Source organism: Variovorax sp. P1_G12 (assembly GCF_056405555.1).
The window spans coordinates 1-15,409 of record NZ_JBFUBW010000031.1 but is presented as its reverse complement, the minus strand read 5'-3'; the positions used below and the strand labels follow the sequence as shown (position 1 = coordinate 15,409).

Genomic DNA, 15,409 nt, shown 5'->3' with positions numbered 1-15,409 from the left:
CCCGGGGGGAGCGGCTGCCGTGGCGACCCTGCCCGGTCCACAAGAGCAATGAGGAGACCTGCATGAGTTCATGGAAACAGATCGCGGCCTGCGCGGCCGGTGCGATCGTGATGGCCGCGTGCGGCGGTGGTGGTGGGGGCGGCATCCCCTTCGTTCCGTCGTCCAGCGCGCCCCCGCCGACCAACCCATCGCCCTCCGCCGGGGTGCCGCCATCGACGCCGGTGCCGTCGAAGATCTCGCTGCAGGTGCTGTCCAGCAAGCCCGAATACGTGTCGGGCGGGGATGCCCGCATCGCCGTGTTCGCGCCGCAGGCGGAGCATGAGCAGGTCGAGCTGTGGCTCAACGGCGCGAAGATCGCCCCCACCCTCGCATCGAGCGCGGACCGTCTCGAAGGCCTGGTGGCCGGACTCGTGCTCGGCGCGAACACGCTCGAACTGCGCCACAGGACCCGCGGCAAGGTGGACACGCTCACGCTGACCAATCATCCGATCACCGGCCCGATGTTCGCAGGGCCGAAGCAGGAGCCCTTCGTCTGCACGGTGCTCACTGACCTCGGCAAGGAGCCGCTGGTCGACACCACCGATCCCAAGTACTACGCGGTCAAGGACAGCGGCGGCGCCACCATCGGCTACAGCCGCAACTGCTCGATCGCGTCCTATGTGCGCTACTACTACCTGCCCATCGGCGGCACCAGCCACAACAACTACAAGCCGATGCCGGCCGACGGCTCGCGCCCGGCCGACATTGCGAAGACCAAACTGACCGACGGGCGCGAGGTCGACTTCATCGTGCGCTGGGAGCGCGGCACCATCAACCGCTTCATCTACCAGTACGTGATGCTCGCGCCCTTCGGCGAAGACCCGACGCGGCCCGACCTGAGCCTGTGGAACAAGCGGCTGGTCTATCACTTCCAGGGCGGCGTCGGCTTCGGCCACTACCAGGGCGGACCGGACGCGCGAGCCGGCCTGGTCGAGGCGATCGGCAAGGGCTATGCCATGGCCTATTCGACCGGCAACCGCACCGGCGAGCACTACGACATGATCCTCGGCGGCGAGACCGCGCTGATGACCAAGGAAGGCTTCATCAAGCGCTACGGCGTGCCGCTCTACACGGTCGGCCTCGGCGCCTCGGGCGGCGGCATCCAGCAGTACCTGTATCCGCAGAACCATCCGGGACTGATCGATGCGGCGATCGCCCAGCAGCCCTACCCCGACATGGTCGGACAGATCCCGCACGTCGGCGACTGCGAGCTGCTCGAGTACTACATGGACGTCACCAATCGCGCCAACGACAAGTGGACCAGTTCCATCAAGAACCGCACCTGGCTGGTGGGATTGAATGCGGAGGAGGGCGTCCGCAATCCCTTCATCGATCTCCAGCCCGCCCTGCCGAACGTCAGGATGGCCACCGGTTCGACCGAATGCCGCAAAGCCTGGATGGGCCTGACGGCCGGCGCCATGAACCCGAAGTTCGATGCCGACGACATCATGGTCAAGGGCGCCGCGCGCATGGACATGGCGGCCTTCGGCCCCATTCCGTTCAGCCACTTCGACGACGTGCGCAACGTCTACGGCATCGGCGCCGACGGCTACCCGCGCTCCACCTGGGACAACGTCGGCGTGCAGTACGGCCTGCAGTCGATGAAGGACGGGAAGATCTCCGCGACCGAGTTCCTCGACCTCAACCTGAAGGTGGGCGGCTGGAAGCGGATGAGCGAGATGGTGGCCGAGGGCTTCCCGTACAACGGCACCGGCGATGCCGAGGTGCAGAAGGCCATCACCGTGCCTGGCTACTTCGACCCCTGGGGCGCCCGCAACATGAACGCATGGAACGCGGCCGCGCCGGACGTGCCGGCAGCGCGCACCCACGGCGACCTCGAAGCCATCAAGGCGCTGCAGCGCTCGGGCCTGGTCTTCACCGGACAGACCGACATCCCGACCATCGACTGGCACCCCTACCTCGAGCAGAAGCTCAACATGCACAACGTGCACCAGTCGTTCGCGATCCGCAAGCGCATCCGCGCGAAGATGGGCAGCTCCGACCACCAGGCGATCTGGTTCACCGAGACGCGCGGCGCGAGCACCGAGTTCGACCAGACGCCGATGTCCCTCGAGGTCATCGACGAGTGGATGACGAAGATCCGCGCCAATCCGACCCGCAGCGTGGCCGACAACCGGCCCGAGCGCGCGATGGACAGCTGCTTCGACGCGAGCGGCGTGCTGATGGCCAAGGGCGCCGAGGTCTGGGACGGGGTGCTCGACACCAAGGCCAAGGGCGTCTGCACCCAGGCCTTCCCGATGTACGGGACTTCGCGCATCGTGGCCGGCGGGCCGATCGAGGGCGGCATCTTCAAGTGCGCGCTGAAGTCGGTGGACACGGCGCTCGCCGATGGCACCTATGGCGCCTGGAAGCCCGCGTCGGCGGAGATCCAGAAGCTCAATGCCATCTTCCCCGAAGGGGTCTGCGACTACGCGAAGCCGGGGCAGGGCGCGCCCTGAGCCGCGCCGGAGGCGCCGGGGGGCTTCAGTCCGCCCGGCGCAGCGCCTCGATTCGCCCGGCAATACCGGTTTCCCGTGTCGGGCAGGTCCAGGTTTTTCATTCTTGGCTGGCCGTTGTCGTCAGGTAACGGCAACGTGCAGCCCGCCGCGTTGCGAGGCGGCAACGCCGGTCTTCCGGAGTGGGAGTCGATGCGGGGCAAGAGGGCCGATGGGCTCCGGCACCCGCATGAATGCTGGAATGTTGGTGGAGAGGATGAGGATCGAACTCACGACCTCCGCATTGCGAACGCGGCGCTCTCCCAGCTGAGCTACCCCCCCAACGCAATTCGAATTCTAACCAGAACCGGCCAGTTCTTGCACGCCGGCATGTCAAGATGCGCGCCTCGTCACCCACGGAGCAAGAGCAGATGGTTTCGTCCGATCCGTCCTGGCTGGACCGCATGTACAACAACCGCGCGCTGGTGCCGGACCATCCCGCGTACTTAGAGCGCTGGGCGGCGGAGTCCGCCGCGACCCGCGCCGCGCAGCCCTGCCATGTCGACCTGCGTTACGGCGACGGGCCCGGCGAGATGCTCGACGTCTTCCCGGCGCCAGTGCCCGACGCGCCCGTGCTGGTGTTCATCCACGGCGGCTACTGGCGCTCGCTCGACAAGAGCCAGCACTCCTTCATCGCGCGCGCCTTCAACGACCGCGGCGTCTGCGTGGTGCTGCCGAACTACGCGCTGTGCCCCGGCACGCCCGAGCAGCCGGTGGGCATCGACGACATTGCGCTGCAGATGGTGCGCGCGCTCGAATGGGTCTGGCGCCACGTCGCGGCCCACGGCGGCGACCCCTCGCGCATCACGGTTTCCGGCCATTCGGCGGGCGGCCACCTGGCGGCGATGCTGCTGGGTTGCGACTGGAAGGCCGTGGCGCCGGATCTACCCGCGGCGCTGGTGCGCAACGCGCTGTCGGTCTCGGGCGTGCACGACCTGCGGCCCTTGCAGCACGCGCCCTTCATCGCCGACGCGTTGCGCCTGACGGACGACGCGGCCCGGCGCCTGAGCCCGGCGCTGTGGCCGGCGCCGGCGCGCGGCCGGCTCTGGGCGATCGCCGGCGGCGACGAGAGCGAGGAATTCAAGCGCCAGAACACGCTGATCCGCGATGCCTGGGGCTCGCGCACCGTGCCGGTGTGCGAACTGATGCCGGGACGCAACCATTTCAGCATCGTCGATGCGCTGGCCGATCCGGCGCATCGGCTGCACCAGCTGGCGGCGCAGCTGCTCGAGGCCTGAGGCCGCGGCTTTACCTTTACATCAGCAGGTGCTCGCCGGCGTTGTCGCCGCCCAGCATGACGTAGTTGACCTTGCGGATGTCCATCAGCTTGCGGCCGCCCGCGTAGCTGATCGAGCTCTGGATGTCCTGCTCCATCTCGACCAGCGTGTCGGCCAGCTTGCCCTTGATCGGCTCGAGGATGCGCTTGCCCTCGACGTGCTTGTACTCGCCCTTGTTGAAGTCGCTGGCCGAGCCGTAGTATTCCTTGAAGAGGGCGCCGTCGACCTCCACCGTCTGGCCCGGCGATTCCTCGTGGCCCGCGAACAGCGAGCCGATCATCACCATCGAGGCGCCGAAGCGGATGCTCTTGGCGATGTCGCCGTGGTCGCGGATGCCGCCGTCGGCAATGATCGGCTTGGTCGCCACGCGCGCGCACCACTTGAGCGCCGACAGCTGCCAGCCGCCGGTGCCGAAACCGGTCTTGAGCTTGGTGATGCAGACCTTGCCCGGGCCGATGCCGACCTTGGTGGCGTCGGCGCCCCAGTTTTCCAGGTCGATCACGGCCTCGGGCGTGCCGACGTTGCCGGCGATCACGAAGCTCTTCGGCAGCTTCTTCTTGAGGTAGCCGATCATGTTCTTCACGCTGTCGGCATGGCCGTGCGCGATGTCGATCGTGATGTATTCGGGCTCCAGGCCGGCGGCGACCATCTGGTCGACGGTCTCGTAGTCGGGCTTCTTGACGCCGAGCGAGATCGACGCGAACACGCCCTGGGCGTGCATGTCCTTGACGAACTTCAGGTTGTCGAGGTCGAAGCGATGCATCACGTAGAAGTAGCCGTTCTTCGCCAGCCAGGTGCAGATGGTCTCGTCGACCACGGTCTTCATGTTGGCCGGCACCGTCGGGATGCGGAAGCTGCGGCCGCCCAGCGTGACGCTGGCGTCGCACTCGGAGCGGCTTTCCACCACGCATTTGCGCGGCAGCAAGAGGATGTTGTCGTAGTCGAAGATCTGCATAACCAAGCTCCTGGAAGGGTGAATTGAGCGCTTGGTCCGGCCGGTATTCGGGCGTTCTCGCGAAACGGAAAACGCGCACAAAAAACCGGGCGCAAGAAACTTGGGCCCGGTGACTGATTTTACACGCCCGTGCCGAAAAGGAGGCAACGGCCCTTCATATACCCCCCATACGCTGTGCTTTCTACAATCGACGGATGTTCACCGACCTCGCGCCCGCCGCAGATTCGCCGCTGCTCCAAAATCTCAACCCCGAGCAGCTCGCCGCCGTGACGCTTCCGGCCGGCAATGCGCTGATCCTGGCTGGCGCCGGTTCCGGCAAGACCCGGGTGCTGACCACCCGCATCGCCTGGCTGCTGCAGACCGGCCAGGTGTCGCCGGGCGGCATCCTGGCCGTCACCTTCACCAACAAAGCCGCCAAGGAAATGATGACGCGGCTGGGCGCGATGCTGCCGGTCAATGTGCGCGGCATGTGGATCGGCACCTTCCACGGCCTGTGCAACCGCTTCCTGCGTGCCCACTGGAAGCTCGCCAACCTGCCGTCCACCTTCCAGATCCTCGACACGCAGGACCAGCTCTCGGCCATTAAGCGCCTGATGAAGCAGTTCAACGTCGACGACGAGCGCTTCCCGGCCAAGCAGACGCAATGGTTCATCGCCGGTGCCAAGGAAGACGGCCTGCGCCCGCGCGACGTCGAGGTCCGCAGCGACGACGACCGCAAGAAGGTCGAGCTCTACCAGTTGTACGAAGAACAATGCCAGCGTGAGGGCGTGGTCGATTTCGGCGAGCTGATGCTGCGCAGCTACGAACTGCTGCGCGACAACGACCCGGTTCGCGCGCACTACCAGCGGCGCTTCCGCCACATCCTGATCGACGAGTTCCAGGACACCAACCGGCTGCAGTACGCCTGGATCAAGATGCTCGCGGGCACGACCACCGAAGGCAGCTTCGTGCCGGGCGACAACAGCGTGATCGCGGTCGGCGACGACGACCAGAGCATCTATGCCTTCCGCGGCGCGCGGGTGGGCAACATGGCCGACTTCGTGCGCGAGTTCGACGTCTCGCACCAGATCAAGCTCGAGCAGAACTACCGCAGCTTCAGCAACATCCTCGATTCGGCCAACGCGCTGATCAGCCACAACACCAAGCGGCTCGGCAAGAGCCTGCGCACCGACCAGGGTCCCGGCGAGCCGGTGCGCGTCTACGAGTCGACCAGCGACTTCGCCGAGGCGCAGTGGATGGTCGAGGAGATGCGCCAGCTGGTGCGCGACGGCATCGACCGCAAGGAGATGGCCGTGCTCTACCGCAGCAACGCGCAGAGCCGGGTGATCGAGACCGCGTTGTTCAACGCCTCGGTGCCGTACCGCGTGTATGGCGGCCTGCGCTTCTTCGAGCGGGCCGAAATCAAGCATGCCCTGGCCTACCTGCGGCTGCTCGAGAACAAGGACGACGACACCAGCTTCCTGCGGATCGTCAATTTTCCGCCGCGCGGCATCGGCGCGCGCAGCATCGAGCAGTTGCAGGACGCGGCCCGTGCGGCCGGCCGCTCGATGCACGACGCCGTGAACGCGGTCGGCGGCAAGGCCGGCGCCAACCTGTCGGCCTTCGTCGCGAAGATCGACGTGCTGCGCGAGCAGACCGAGGGGCAGTCGCTGCGCCAGATCATCGAACTGGTGCTTGACCACAGCGGCCTGATCGAGCACTTCAAGGCCGACCGCGAAGGCGCCGACCGGATCGAGAATCTGGAAGAACTGGTGAACGCGGCCGAGAGCTTCGTGACCCAGGAGGGCTTCGGCCGCGATGCGGTGGCGCTGCCGGTCGACGAACTGCGCCAGTCGCCGGCCAGCCAGGGGCTGGATCCGAACCGGGCGCTGCTCGACGAACCGCTGGCGCCCGACGCCGAGACCGGCGAAACCCTGAGCCCGCTGGCCGCCTTCCTGACCCATGCGGCGCTGGAATCGGGCGACAACCAGGCCCAGGCCGGCCAGGATGCGGTGCAGCTGATGACGGTGCATGCCGCCAAGGGCCTCGAGTTCGACTGCGTCTTCATCACCGGCATGGAGGAAGGCCTGTTCCCGCACGAGAACTCGATGAGCGACAACGAGAGCCTCGAGGAGGAACGGCGGCTGATGTACGTGGCCATCACGCGGGCGCGCCAGCGGCTCTACATGAGCCATTCGCAGACCCGGATGCTGCACGGCCAGACCCGCTACAACCTCAAGAGCCGCTTCTTCGACGAGCTGCCCGAAGGCGCCCTGAAGTGGCTGACGCCGAAGAACCAGGGCTTCGCGCCGTCGGCTTTCGGCTATGGCGGCGGGTACGCGACGACGCGCGGCGGGTCGGGCGGTTTCAGCAGCAAGGACAGCTTCGCCAGTCCGCCGGTGCCGCCCCAGAAGGCCGCGCCGTCGCACGGCCTGCGCTCGGGCATGCAGGTGTTCCACAACAAGTTCGGCGAAGGCACCGTGACCGCGCTGGAAGGCAGCGGCGACGATGCGCGGGCGCAAGTCAATTTCCCGCGCCATGGCGTCAAGTGGTTGGCCTTGTCGGTCGCCAAACTCACGCCTGTCTGATCCAGTTGGGTCGGCCGGCGCAGCCAGGCCCGTTGGTGAAACACCGCGGAACCGGCTTCGCCGGGCCGCTGGTGTTGCCCCCGGTAGGGGGTGGGCGGGCTACACGCAGTGAGCCCAACCTGGGGGCGAGCCTATTCCGTGAAGGAGTCCCTGAACGTGAACCAGGTGCTGGTGAAGAACATCGCGGCCATCACCAGCGCGCCGCCGATCATCAGGGCGCCGCCGATCGCCGCGGCGCCTTCGCCGGCGCCCATCGCGCCGACCGCGACCAGCAGGCTGGCGAGCAGGCTCAGCACGATGCCGGCGCCGATGAAGACGCCGACCCAGGCCAGGCCGAACACGGTGAGGGCGCCGAAATTCTTGAAGCAGGCCACGAAGCTGAAGAACAGGCTCTTGGCCGGCGGCACGCGGTGCCAGTGCACCAGTGCGGGCGCATGCCAGAAGGCCAGCGACAGCGGCAGGTACAGGCCCATGGCGATCCACAGCGCGACCTGGAATTCGGTCGATTCCGCCAGTTCGCGCGTGAGCGGGCCGCCGAGCAGGTAGACGCGGGCGAACTGGCCGCCGTCGGCCAGCGCAGAGATCGCCATGACCAGCAGGAACAGCGCAGCGTAGAGCGCGCCCAGCACCGCCATCGGCCGCACATCGGCGCGGATCGCGTGGAGCGCTGCCAGGAACACGGTGCCGGCCGGCGGTTTTTCGGGCCCGGAGGCCTGCTGCGTCGCCGCCATGAGGCCCAGCGTCATGGTGGGCAGCAGCATCAGGGCGATGGCGGCGCCGATCAACGGCACCTGCGAGGCGATCGACACCATCGCCATGAAGAAGAAGAACAGCGAGATGAAGGCCAGCGGCTGCTTCGCGAAGGCCTTGAGCCCGCTACGGACCCACAGCACACCGGTACGCGCGGGCACGAGATTGAGTTTCATCGGATCCGGTCAGGCGGCCAGCGCATCGGCGCCGGACGCAAATTCGAAGGAGGCGTGCGCGCGTTCCCGCAGCACACGCTCGAAGTGCGTCGGGTCGTGGGCCTTGAGCATGCTCGCCTCGCGCGGGAGGTGGAAGTCCCACAGGCGCGAGATCCAGAAGCGCAGCGCCGCGGCCCGCAGCATGGCGGGCAGCAGCGCACGCTCGGCGCCGGTCAGGGGGCGCACGGTGCCGTAGGCGGCCAGCAGGGCGTCGGCCCGCGCGGCATCGTGGCGGCCGCTGGCGAGGTCGATGGCCCAGTCGTTGAGGCACACGGCGATGTCGAACAGCCAGCTGTCGGCGCCGGCGAAATAGAAATCGAAGACACCCGTGAGGCGCGGCGCGTCGGCGCTGGCGTGGGTGTCGAACATCGCGTTGTCGCGGAACAGGTCGGCATGCACCGGCCCGCGCGGCAGCGCAGCATAGGCCGAGGATTCGGCCACGTGATTCTGGTAGGCCAGTTCGCTGCGCAGCAGTCCAGCCTGAGCGGCCTCCAGGTAGGGCAGCACCACCGGCGCGGTGTCGTTCCACCAGGGCAGGCCGCGCAGGTTGGGCTGGATGCGCGGGTAGTCGCGGCCCGCCAGATGCATGCGGGCCAGCAGCCGCCCGAGTTCGGCGCAATGGGCCGCCGTCGGTGCCAGTTCGCTCTTGCCGTTCAGGCGCTGGACCACCGCCGCCGGCTTGCCGGCCACCGTGTGCAGCAACTCGCAGGGCGCGTTGGCCGGGATCGACAGCGGATGGCCCTTGTGCGCCGCGACGTCCGGGTCGGCCAGCGGCTCGGGCACCGGGATGCCGTGGGCCGCCAGGTGCTTCATCAGGCAGAGGTAGTAGGGGAGCTGTTCGGCGCCCAGGCGCTCGAACAGGGTGAGGACGAACTCGCCGGCCTCGGTGCTGGCGAAGTAGTTCGTGTTCTCGATGCCGCCCTCGATGCCCTTGAGGGCGGTCAGGGGGCCGAGACCCAGGCGCTGGACGAGCGCGTCGGCTTCGTCGAATCCGACTTCCGTGAAAACCGCCACTGCGCGCTCAGAACTTGAAGACGTTCCACCAGACGCGCGAGCCGCCTTCGCCCGCGCTGGAGTCGGACTGGCCCTGGTTGCGCACGCGTTCTTCGGCGTTGGGCATGACCTGGTAGGCCGGGGCGTTGTTCTTGGGCTTGACCGTGATGTCCTGGGTCTGGCCGCCGACGCGCAGTTCGTCGATGGTGGCGCCGCTGTCCTCGGTGTGGATGCGCTCGATCCTCTGGTTCTGGCGGCCGGCCGCCTTGTCCGGGTCCTGCTGTCCCTGGGCGGGCGCCGGGGCCGACGGCTGCGGGTTTTGCGCAAAAACGACAGCGACGGGCGCGGCACAGGCCAGCACGAGCGTGGCGAGGCGAACGAGGAGCATGGAGGAGGACATGCGTGGGATTGTAGGTCCGCGCCCGGCCCGGAGATAGAAGTAAGTGCCGATCTTTTCAGCCTTCCGGGGGAGCCCGCGAGGCACGGCAAAATGGCCCGATGACCGACAAGAAAACGCTGCTGCTCGTCGACGGATCGAGCTACCTCTATCGCGCCTTCCACGCGATGCCCGATCTGCGCGCCGTTCCGGGCGACAACAGCAGCCCGGCCACCGGGGCCATCCGCGGGATGATCAACATGATGCAGGCGCTGCGGCGTGAGGTGCGGGCCGACTACGCGGCCTGCGTCTTCGACGCGCCCGGCAAGACCTTCCGCGACGACTGGTACCCAGACTACAAGGCCAACCGCTCGCCGATGCCGGACGACCTGCGCAGCCAGGTCGAGCCGATCCACCAGGTGGTCCGGATGCTCGGCTGGCCGGTGCTGTGCGTGTCCGGGGTCGAGGCCGACGATGTGATCGGGACGCTGGCGCGGACCGCCGCCGACCAGGGCATCGAGGTGATCGTGTCCAGCGGCGACAAGGACATGAGCCAGCTGGTGGACGAACACATCACGATCATCGACACGATGAACGGCAAGAAGCGCGACGTGGCGGGCGTGACAGCCGAATTCGGCGTGCCGCCGAAGCTGATGATCGACTACCAGACGCTGGTGGGCGATACCGTCGACAACGTGCCCGGCGTCCAGAAGGTCGGCCCGAAGACCGCGGCCAAATGGCTGCTCGAATACGGCTCGCTCGAGGCCCTGATCGCGCGCGCCGACGAGGTCAAGGGCCAGGCCGGCGAGAACCTCCGCCGCGCGCTCGACTGGCTGCCCCAGGGCCGGCGCCTCGTCACCATCCGCACCGACTGCGATCTCGGCGAACACGTGAGCGGCCTGCCGGCGCTGGAGGGGATTGCCATCGGCGTGCAGCAGACCGATGCGCTCAAGGACTTCTACGAGCAGTTCGGCTTCAAGAGCCTGGTCAAGTCGCTCGAGTCGCATGCGGTGCCGCCCGAGTTGATCGAGGAGAACAAGAAGCGCAAGGGGCCCGAAGGCGGCATCGACCTGTTCAGCGATCCCGCCCAGGAAGCCGCCGAGAAGGTGAGCAACCTGGCCTACGACACGGTCATGACCTGGGAGGCTTTCGACGCCTGGCTGGCGAAGATCGAGGACGCCGAGCTGGTCGCGATCGACACCGAGACCACCTCGCTCGACGAGATGCGCGCCGAGATCGTCGGCCTGAGCTTCAGCGTCAAGCCCGGCGAGGCGGCCTACATTCCGGTGGCCCACAACTACCCCGACGCGCCGGCGCAGCTGCCGCGCGACGAAGTCCTCGCGAAGCTCCGGCCCTGGCTGGAGAACGGCGCGAAGAAGAAGCTGGGCCAGCACGTCAAGTACGACCGCCATGTGTTCGCCAACCACGGCATCGAGGTGCAGGGCTACGCACACGACACCATGCTGCAGAGCTACGTGCTCGAAGTGCACAAGCCGCATGGCCTGGCGAGCCTTGCCGAGCGGCACCTGGGCCGCAGCGGCATCGACTACGAGGACCTCTGTGGCAAGGGCGCGCACCAGATTTCCTTCAGCCAGGTGGCGATCGACAAGGCGGCCGAGTATTCCTGCGAGGACTCCGACCAGACGCTCGACGTGCACCGCGTGCTCTGGCCCCGGCTCGAGGCCGACGAGAAGCTGCGCTTCATCTACGAACTGGAGATCGCCTCCAGCGAGACGCTCTACCGGATCGAGCGCAATGGCGTGCTGATCGACGCGCCGACGCTGGCGTCGCAGAGCAACGAACTCGGCAAGCGCATCATGGCGCTCGAGCAGGAGGCCTACGAGCTCGCGGGCCAGCCCTTCAACCTCGGCTCGCCGAAGCAGATCGGCGAAGTGTTCTTCACCAAGCTCGGCCTGCCGGTCCTCAAGAAGACGCCGAGCGGCGCGCCGAGCACCGACGAGGAGGTGCTCGAGAAGCTGGCCGAGGACTTCCCGCTGCCCGCCAAGATCCTCGAGCATCGCGGCCTTTCCAAGCTCAAGGGCACCTATACCGACAAGCTGGGCCTGCTGGCGAACCCGCGCAGCGGCCGCGTGCACACGCACTACGCGCAGGCCGTGGCGGTGACCGGGCGGCTGTCGAGCAACGACCCGAACCTGCAGAACATCCCGATCCGGACGCCCGAAGGCCGGCGCGTGCGCGAAGCCTTCGTGGCGCCCGCCGGCCGCGTGATCGCGAGCTCGGACTACTCGCAGATCGAGCTGCGCATCATGGCCCACATCAGCGGCGATGAATCGCTGCTGCGCGCCTTCACCGAGGGCATCGACGTGCACCGCGCGACCGCGGGCGAAGTCTTCGGCGTGCCGGTCGATCAGGTGTCGAGCGAGCAGCGCCGCTATGCGAAGGTCATCAACTTCGGATTGATCTACGGCATGAGCAGCTTCGGGCTGGCACGCAACCTGGGCATCGAGACCAAGGCCGCGGCCTCCTACATCGAGCGCTATTTCGCGCGCTATCCGGGCGTGAAGGTCTACATGGACGAGACCAAGGCGCTGGCCAAGGAGAAGGGCTATGTGGAGACCGTGTTCGGCCGCCGGCTCTACCTGCCCGAGATCAACTCGCCCAACGGTCCGCGCCGCGGCGGCGCCGAGCGGGCCGCGATCAACGCGCCGATGCAGGGCACCGCGGCCGACCTGATCAAGCTCAGCATGGTCAAGGTGCAGCAGGTGCTCGACGCCGAGCAGCGCGGCACGAAGATGATCATGCAGGTGCACGACGAACTGGTGTTCGAGGTGCCCGAAGCGGAAGTCGAATGGGTCCGCACCGAGATCCCGCGCCTCATGGCGGGCGTGGCGGACCTCAGGGTGCCGCTGCTCGCGGAAATCGGCTTTGGTCCCAATTGGGACAAAGCGCATTAGATTTGGCTCGCCCCCAGGTTGGGCTCACTTCGTGTAGCCCGCCCACCCCCTACCGGGGGCAACACCAGCGGCCCGGCAAAGCCGGTTCCGCGGTGTTTCTGGAGATGTTTTTTTTGGGAGACCTGAGAATCAAATGAAGACTGCAACCGCTTTGATGCGCGGGGGCTTCGCCCTCGTTGCGCTCGTCGCCGCCTGTACCGTTGCGTCGGCCGCCCCCGACGAACGCATCGCCACGCTCGCTGCCAAGGAAAAGCCCGCGCTGCTCGAGACGCTGAACCAGCTGGTCTCGATCGAATCGGGCAGCCGCGACCTCGAGGGCCTCGACAAGATCGCCAACCTGATCGCCGACAAGTTCCGCGCGCTCGGCGGCCAGGTCGAGCTGATCGATCCCTCGGCCGAGGCCTACCGCATGGAAGACACGCCCGAGAAGATCGGCAAGGTCGTGCGCGCGACTTTCAAGGGCACGGGCACGAAGAAGATCATGCTCATCGCCCACATGGACACGGTCTACCAGATCGGCATGCTGAACAAGCAGCCCTTCCGCGTCGAGGGCGACAAGGCCTATGGCCTGGGCATCGCCGACGACAAGCAGGGCATCGCGGTGATCGCCCATACGCTGGCGCTGCTGAAGGCGATGGACTTCAAGGAGTACGGCACGCTCACGGTGCTGATCAACGGCGACGAGGAGATCAGTTCGCCCGGCGGCCGTCAGCTGATCACGAAGCTGGGCGGCGAGCACGACGTCGTGCTGTCGTACGAAGGCGCCCCGGTCCAGGGCGACAAGCTCTCGCTGGCCACCGCGGGCATCGCCTCGGTCACGCTGCATGTCACGGGCAAGGCCTCGCATGCGGGCTCGGCGCCGGAGCAGGGCGTGAATGCGCTGTACGAGCTGTCGCACCAGATCCTGCAGATGCGCGACCTGTCCGATCCGGCGACGGGGCTCAAGATGAACTGGACCATCTCGCGCGCGGGCAGCAACCGCAACGTGATCCCGGCCAGCGCCACGGCCGGTGCCGACGTGCGGGTGCTGAAGGTCAGCGACTACGACCGCATCGAGCAGCAGATCCAGGAGCGCGTCAAGAAGCAGCTGGTGCCGCAGGCCAAGGTCGAGATGAAGTTCGAGCGCCGCCGCCCGCCGCTCGAGGCCACCGACGCCTCGCGCGCGCTGGCGCTGCATGCGCAGCAGATCTACAAGGAGCTGGGCCGCGAGCTCGGCGCGGACGACAAGGTCGCCGGCGGCGGCACCGATGCCGCCTTCGCGGCACTGAAGACCAAGGCGGCGGTGGTCGAGCGCTTCGGCCTGCAGGGCTTCGGCGCCCATTCGGCCGATGCCGAGTACGTGCTGGTCGATTCGATCGAGCCGCGGCTGTACCTCTCGGCGCAGTTGATCATGGACATCTCGCGCGGCAAGGTCGGACGTCCGGCGCCCTGAGGTGAAAAGCCCCCACGCGCCGCACTTCGTGTCGTCGCTGCCGCCCGAGGGGGCGCAGGCCTGATTCCATGCGCCTGCGCCACATCGAGGTCTTCAACGCGATCATGCTCACGGGCAGCGTGAGCGCGGCGGCGCGGCTGATCAACATCACGCAGCCGGCGGTCAGCCGGACCCTGCAGCATGCCGAGATCCAGCTCGGCTTCCCGCTGTTCCAGCGCGCCAAGGGCAGGCTCGCGCCGACCACCGAGGCGCTGACGCTGTATCCGCACATCGAGCGGCTGTTTGCGCAACTCGACGAGGTGCAGCGTCTCGCCGCCAATCTGCGCACCGCCAGCGAGGCGGGCGAACTGCGCATCCTGAGCGTGCTCGCGCTCAGCTACGAGGTGCTGCCGCGCGCGCTCAAGCGATTTCGCGAGCAGCATCCGGCGATCGCGGTGACGGTCGAGTCGCTGCATTCGCCGCAGATCATGTCGGCGCTGCTGCTGCAGGAAGCCGACGTGGGGTTCGCGTTCAGCCCGGCGGTGCACCCCTCGCTGACGCAGGAGGAACTGGCCGACAGCCGCATGGTCTGCATCGCGCCCAAGGGCATGCTGCCGCAGCCGCTGCTGCGCAACGGCTCGGTGGCGCTGCACGACCTCGTGAAGCTGCCGGTGGTCGGCCTCGACAGCCGCGACCCTGTCGGCACCAGCCTGAGCCAGGCCTGCCGGCAGGCTGGCGTCGGCTTCCAGGCGGTGGTGACGGTGCAGACCTATCACGCGGCGCTGGCGATGGCGCATCACGGGCTGGGCGTGGCGCTGGTCGACGGCTGCACCGCGAGCTCGGCCGATCGGGACAAGGTCGACGTGCTGACGCTGGAGCCCCATATCCCGGTGCCGATCCGCGCGCTGCGCTTCGCCGGGCGGCCGGATTCGGTCGCGGTGCGGAGCATCACGCGGTGCATGCGGGAGGCGATCGAGGGGATGAACTAGGCGCGTTGGGTCTGCCTTGTCCCTTGGAAGAGCGCCCGTCACGCGGTACGGGCCGAGCGACCCCACTGCGCCGGCCCTTCGGGCTGCCTTGCGGTGCTCGCTTCAGGCGGGGTCCGCGCAAACTCGCTGCGCTCAAACACGCGCGGCCCTTATCCGCCTGAAGCTGCGCTCCTCAGCGGCGCAGAGGGGATCGCCCGTCCCGCACCGCATGCCGGGCTTCGGGGTGTTCAACGGCCAGCTGCGCCTCCAGCGTCGCAATGCAACCCCAGCGTGTCCACGGCGGTGGGCGGTATGCCCTGGGCCGGCCGTTGAGGCACCGCCGAGCAGCGCAGCGGTGCGCGGATCAGGGCTCGCGACTGTTTGAGTGGAGCGCAGCGGAGCGAGTTTGAGCGAGACCCCGCGTACCGCGAGCAGCGCAGGGCAGCCG

General features: G+C 67.7%; 10 protein-coding genes and 1 tRNA gene. 6 read left to right on the top strand and 5 right to left on the bottom strand.

Going from position 1 to position 15,409, the window contains the following annotated elements; genetic code table 11:
* The first annotated feature begins 62 nt into the window (after positions 1 to 62).
* Positions 63 to 2,498, top strand: a complete 2,436-nt coding sequence (locus tag AC1D2O_RS28610) for a DUF6351 family protein (protein ID WP_478091772.1) — start codon at positions 63 to 65, stop codon at positions 2,496 to 2,498.
* Between the two features lie 242 nt (positions 2,499 to 2,740).
* Here the strand turns inward: AC1D2O_RS28610 and AC1D2O_RS28605 are convergent.
* Positions 2,741 to 2,816: transfer RNA gene (locus tag AC1D2O_RS28605), tRNA-Ala, on the bottom strand.
* 89 nt (positions 2,817 to 2,905) lie between these two features.
* Between AC1D2O_RS28605 and AC1D2O_RS28600 the strand changes: the two genes are divergently transcribed.
* Positions 2,906 to 3,772, top strand: coding sequence for an alpha/beta hydrolase (locus AC1D2O_RS28600; RefSeq protein ID WP_478158284.1), 867 nt, complete (start codon positions 2,906 to 2,908; stop codon positions 3,770 to 3,772).
* Positions 3,773 to 3,788: 16 nt separating this feature from the next.
* On the opposite strand, the gene AC1D2O_RS28595 is transcribed toward AC1D2O_RS28600, so the two are convergent.
* The gene (locus tag AC1D2O_RS28595; protein WP_478091775.1) at positions 3,789 to 4,766 is read right to left on the bottom strand and encodes a GMP reductase; all 978 of its coding nucleotides are present in this window, start codon (positions 4,764 to 4,766) and stop codon (positions 3,789 to 3,791) included.
* 194 nt (positions 4,767 to 4,960) lie between these two features.
* Here AC1D2O_RS28595 and AC1D2O_RS28590 point away from each other — a divergent pair, with 194 nt between their 5' ends.
* Positions 4,961 to 7,333: a UvrD-helicase domain-containing protein gene (locus AC1D2O_RS28590; protein WP_478158283.1), complete on the top strand. Its 2,373-nt coding sequence runs from the start codon at positions 4,961 to 4,963 to the stop codon at positions 7,331 to 7,333.
* 131 nt (positions 7,334 to 7,464) lie between these two features.
* Here the strand turns inward: AC1D2O_RS28590 and AC1D2O_RS28585 are convergent, their stop codons facing one another.
* Genes AC1D2O_RS28585 through AC1D2O_RS28575 form a run of 3 tightly spaced genes read right to left on the bottom strand, consistent with a single transcriptional unit; the run spans position 7,465 to position 9,691 of the window.
* Entirely contained in the window at positions 7,465 to 8,259 is a 795-nt protein-coding gene (locus AC1D2O_RS28585) for a BPSS1780 family membrane protein (protein ID WP_478094757.1), read from the bottom strand.
* Positions 8,260 to 8,268: 9 nt separating this feature from the next.
* Positions 8,269 to 9,312, bottom strand: a complete 1,044-nt coding sequence (locus AC1D2O_RS28580) for a homoserine kinase (protein WP_478158282.1) — start codon at positions 9,310 to 9,312, stop codon at positions 8,269 to 8,271.
* Between the two features lie 7 nt (positions 9,313 to 9,319).
* On the bottom strand, positions 9,320 to 9,691 hold the full coding sequence (locus AC1D2O_RS28575) for a hypothetical protein (RefSeq protein ID WP_478158281.1): 372 nt from the start codon (positions 9,689 to 9,691) through the stop codon (positions 9,320 to 9,322).
* 98 nt (positions 9,692 to 9,789) lie between these two features.
* Here AC1D2O_RS28575 and polA point away from each other — a divergent pair, with 98 nt between their 5' ends.
* The 3 genes from polA (at position 9,790) to AC1D2O_RS28560 (ending at position 14,982) form a co-directional block, all read left to right on the top strand.
* Positions 9,790 to 12,582 carry a DNA polymerase I gene (gene polA / locus AC1D2O_RS28570; protein WP_478158280.1) on the top strand — a complete coding sequence of 931 codons (2,793 nt, stop codon included), beginning with the start codon at positions 9,790 to 9,792 and terminating at the stop codon, positions 12,580 to 12,582.
* A 133-nt stretch (positions 12,583 to 12,715) separates the two neighbouring features.
* Entirely contained in the window at positions 12,716 to 14,014 is a 1,299-nt protein-coding gene (locus tag AC1D2O_RS28565) for a M20/M25/M40 family metallo-hydrolase (RefSeq protein WP_478094362.1), read from the top strand.
* Between the two features lie 68 nt (positions 14,015 to 14,082).
* The gene (locus AC1D2O_RS28560; RefSeq protein ID WP_478094360.1) at positions 14,083 to 14,982 is read left to right on the top strand and encodes a LysR family transcriptional regulator; all 900 of its coding nucleotides are present in this window, start codon (positions 14,083 to 14,085) and stop codon (positions 14,980 to 14,982) included.
* The last annotated feature ends 427 nt before the right edge of the window (positions 14,983 to 15,409 follow it).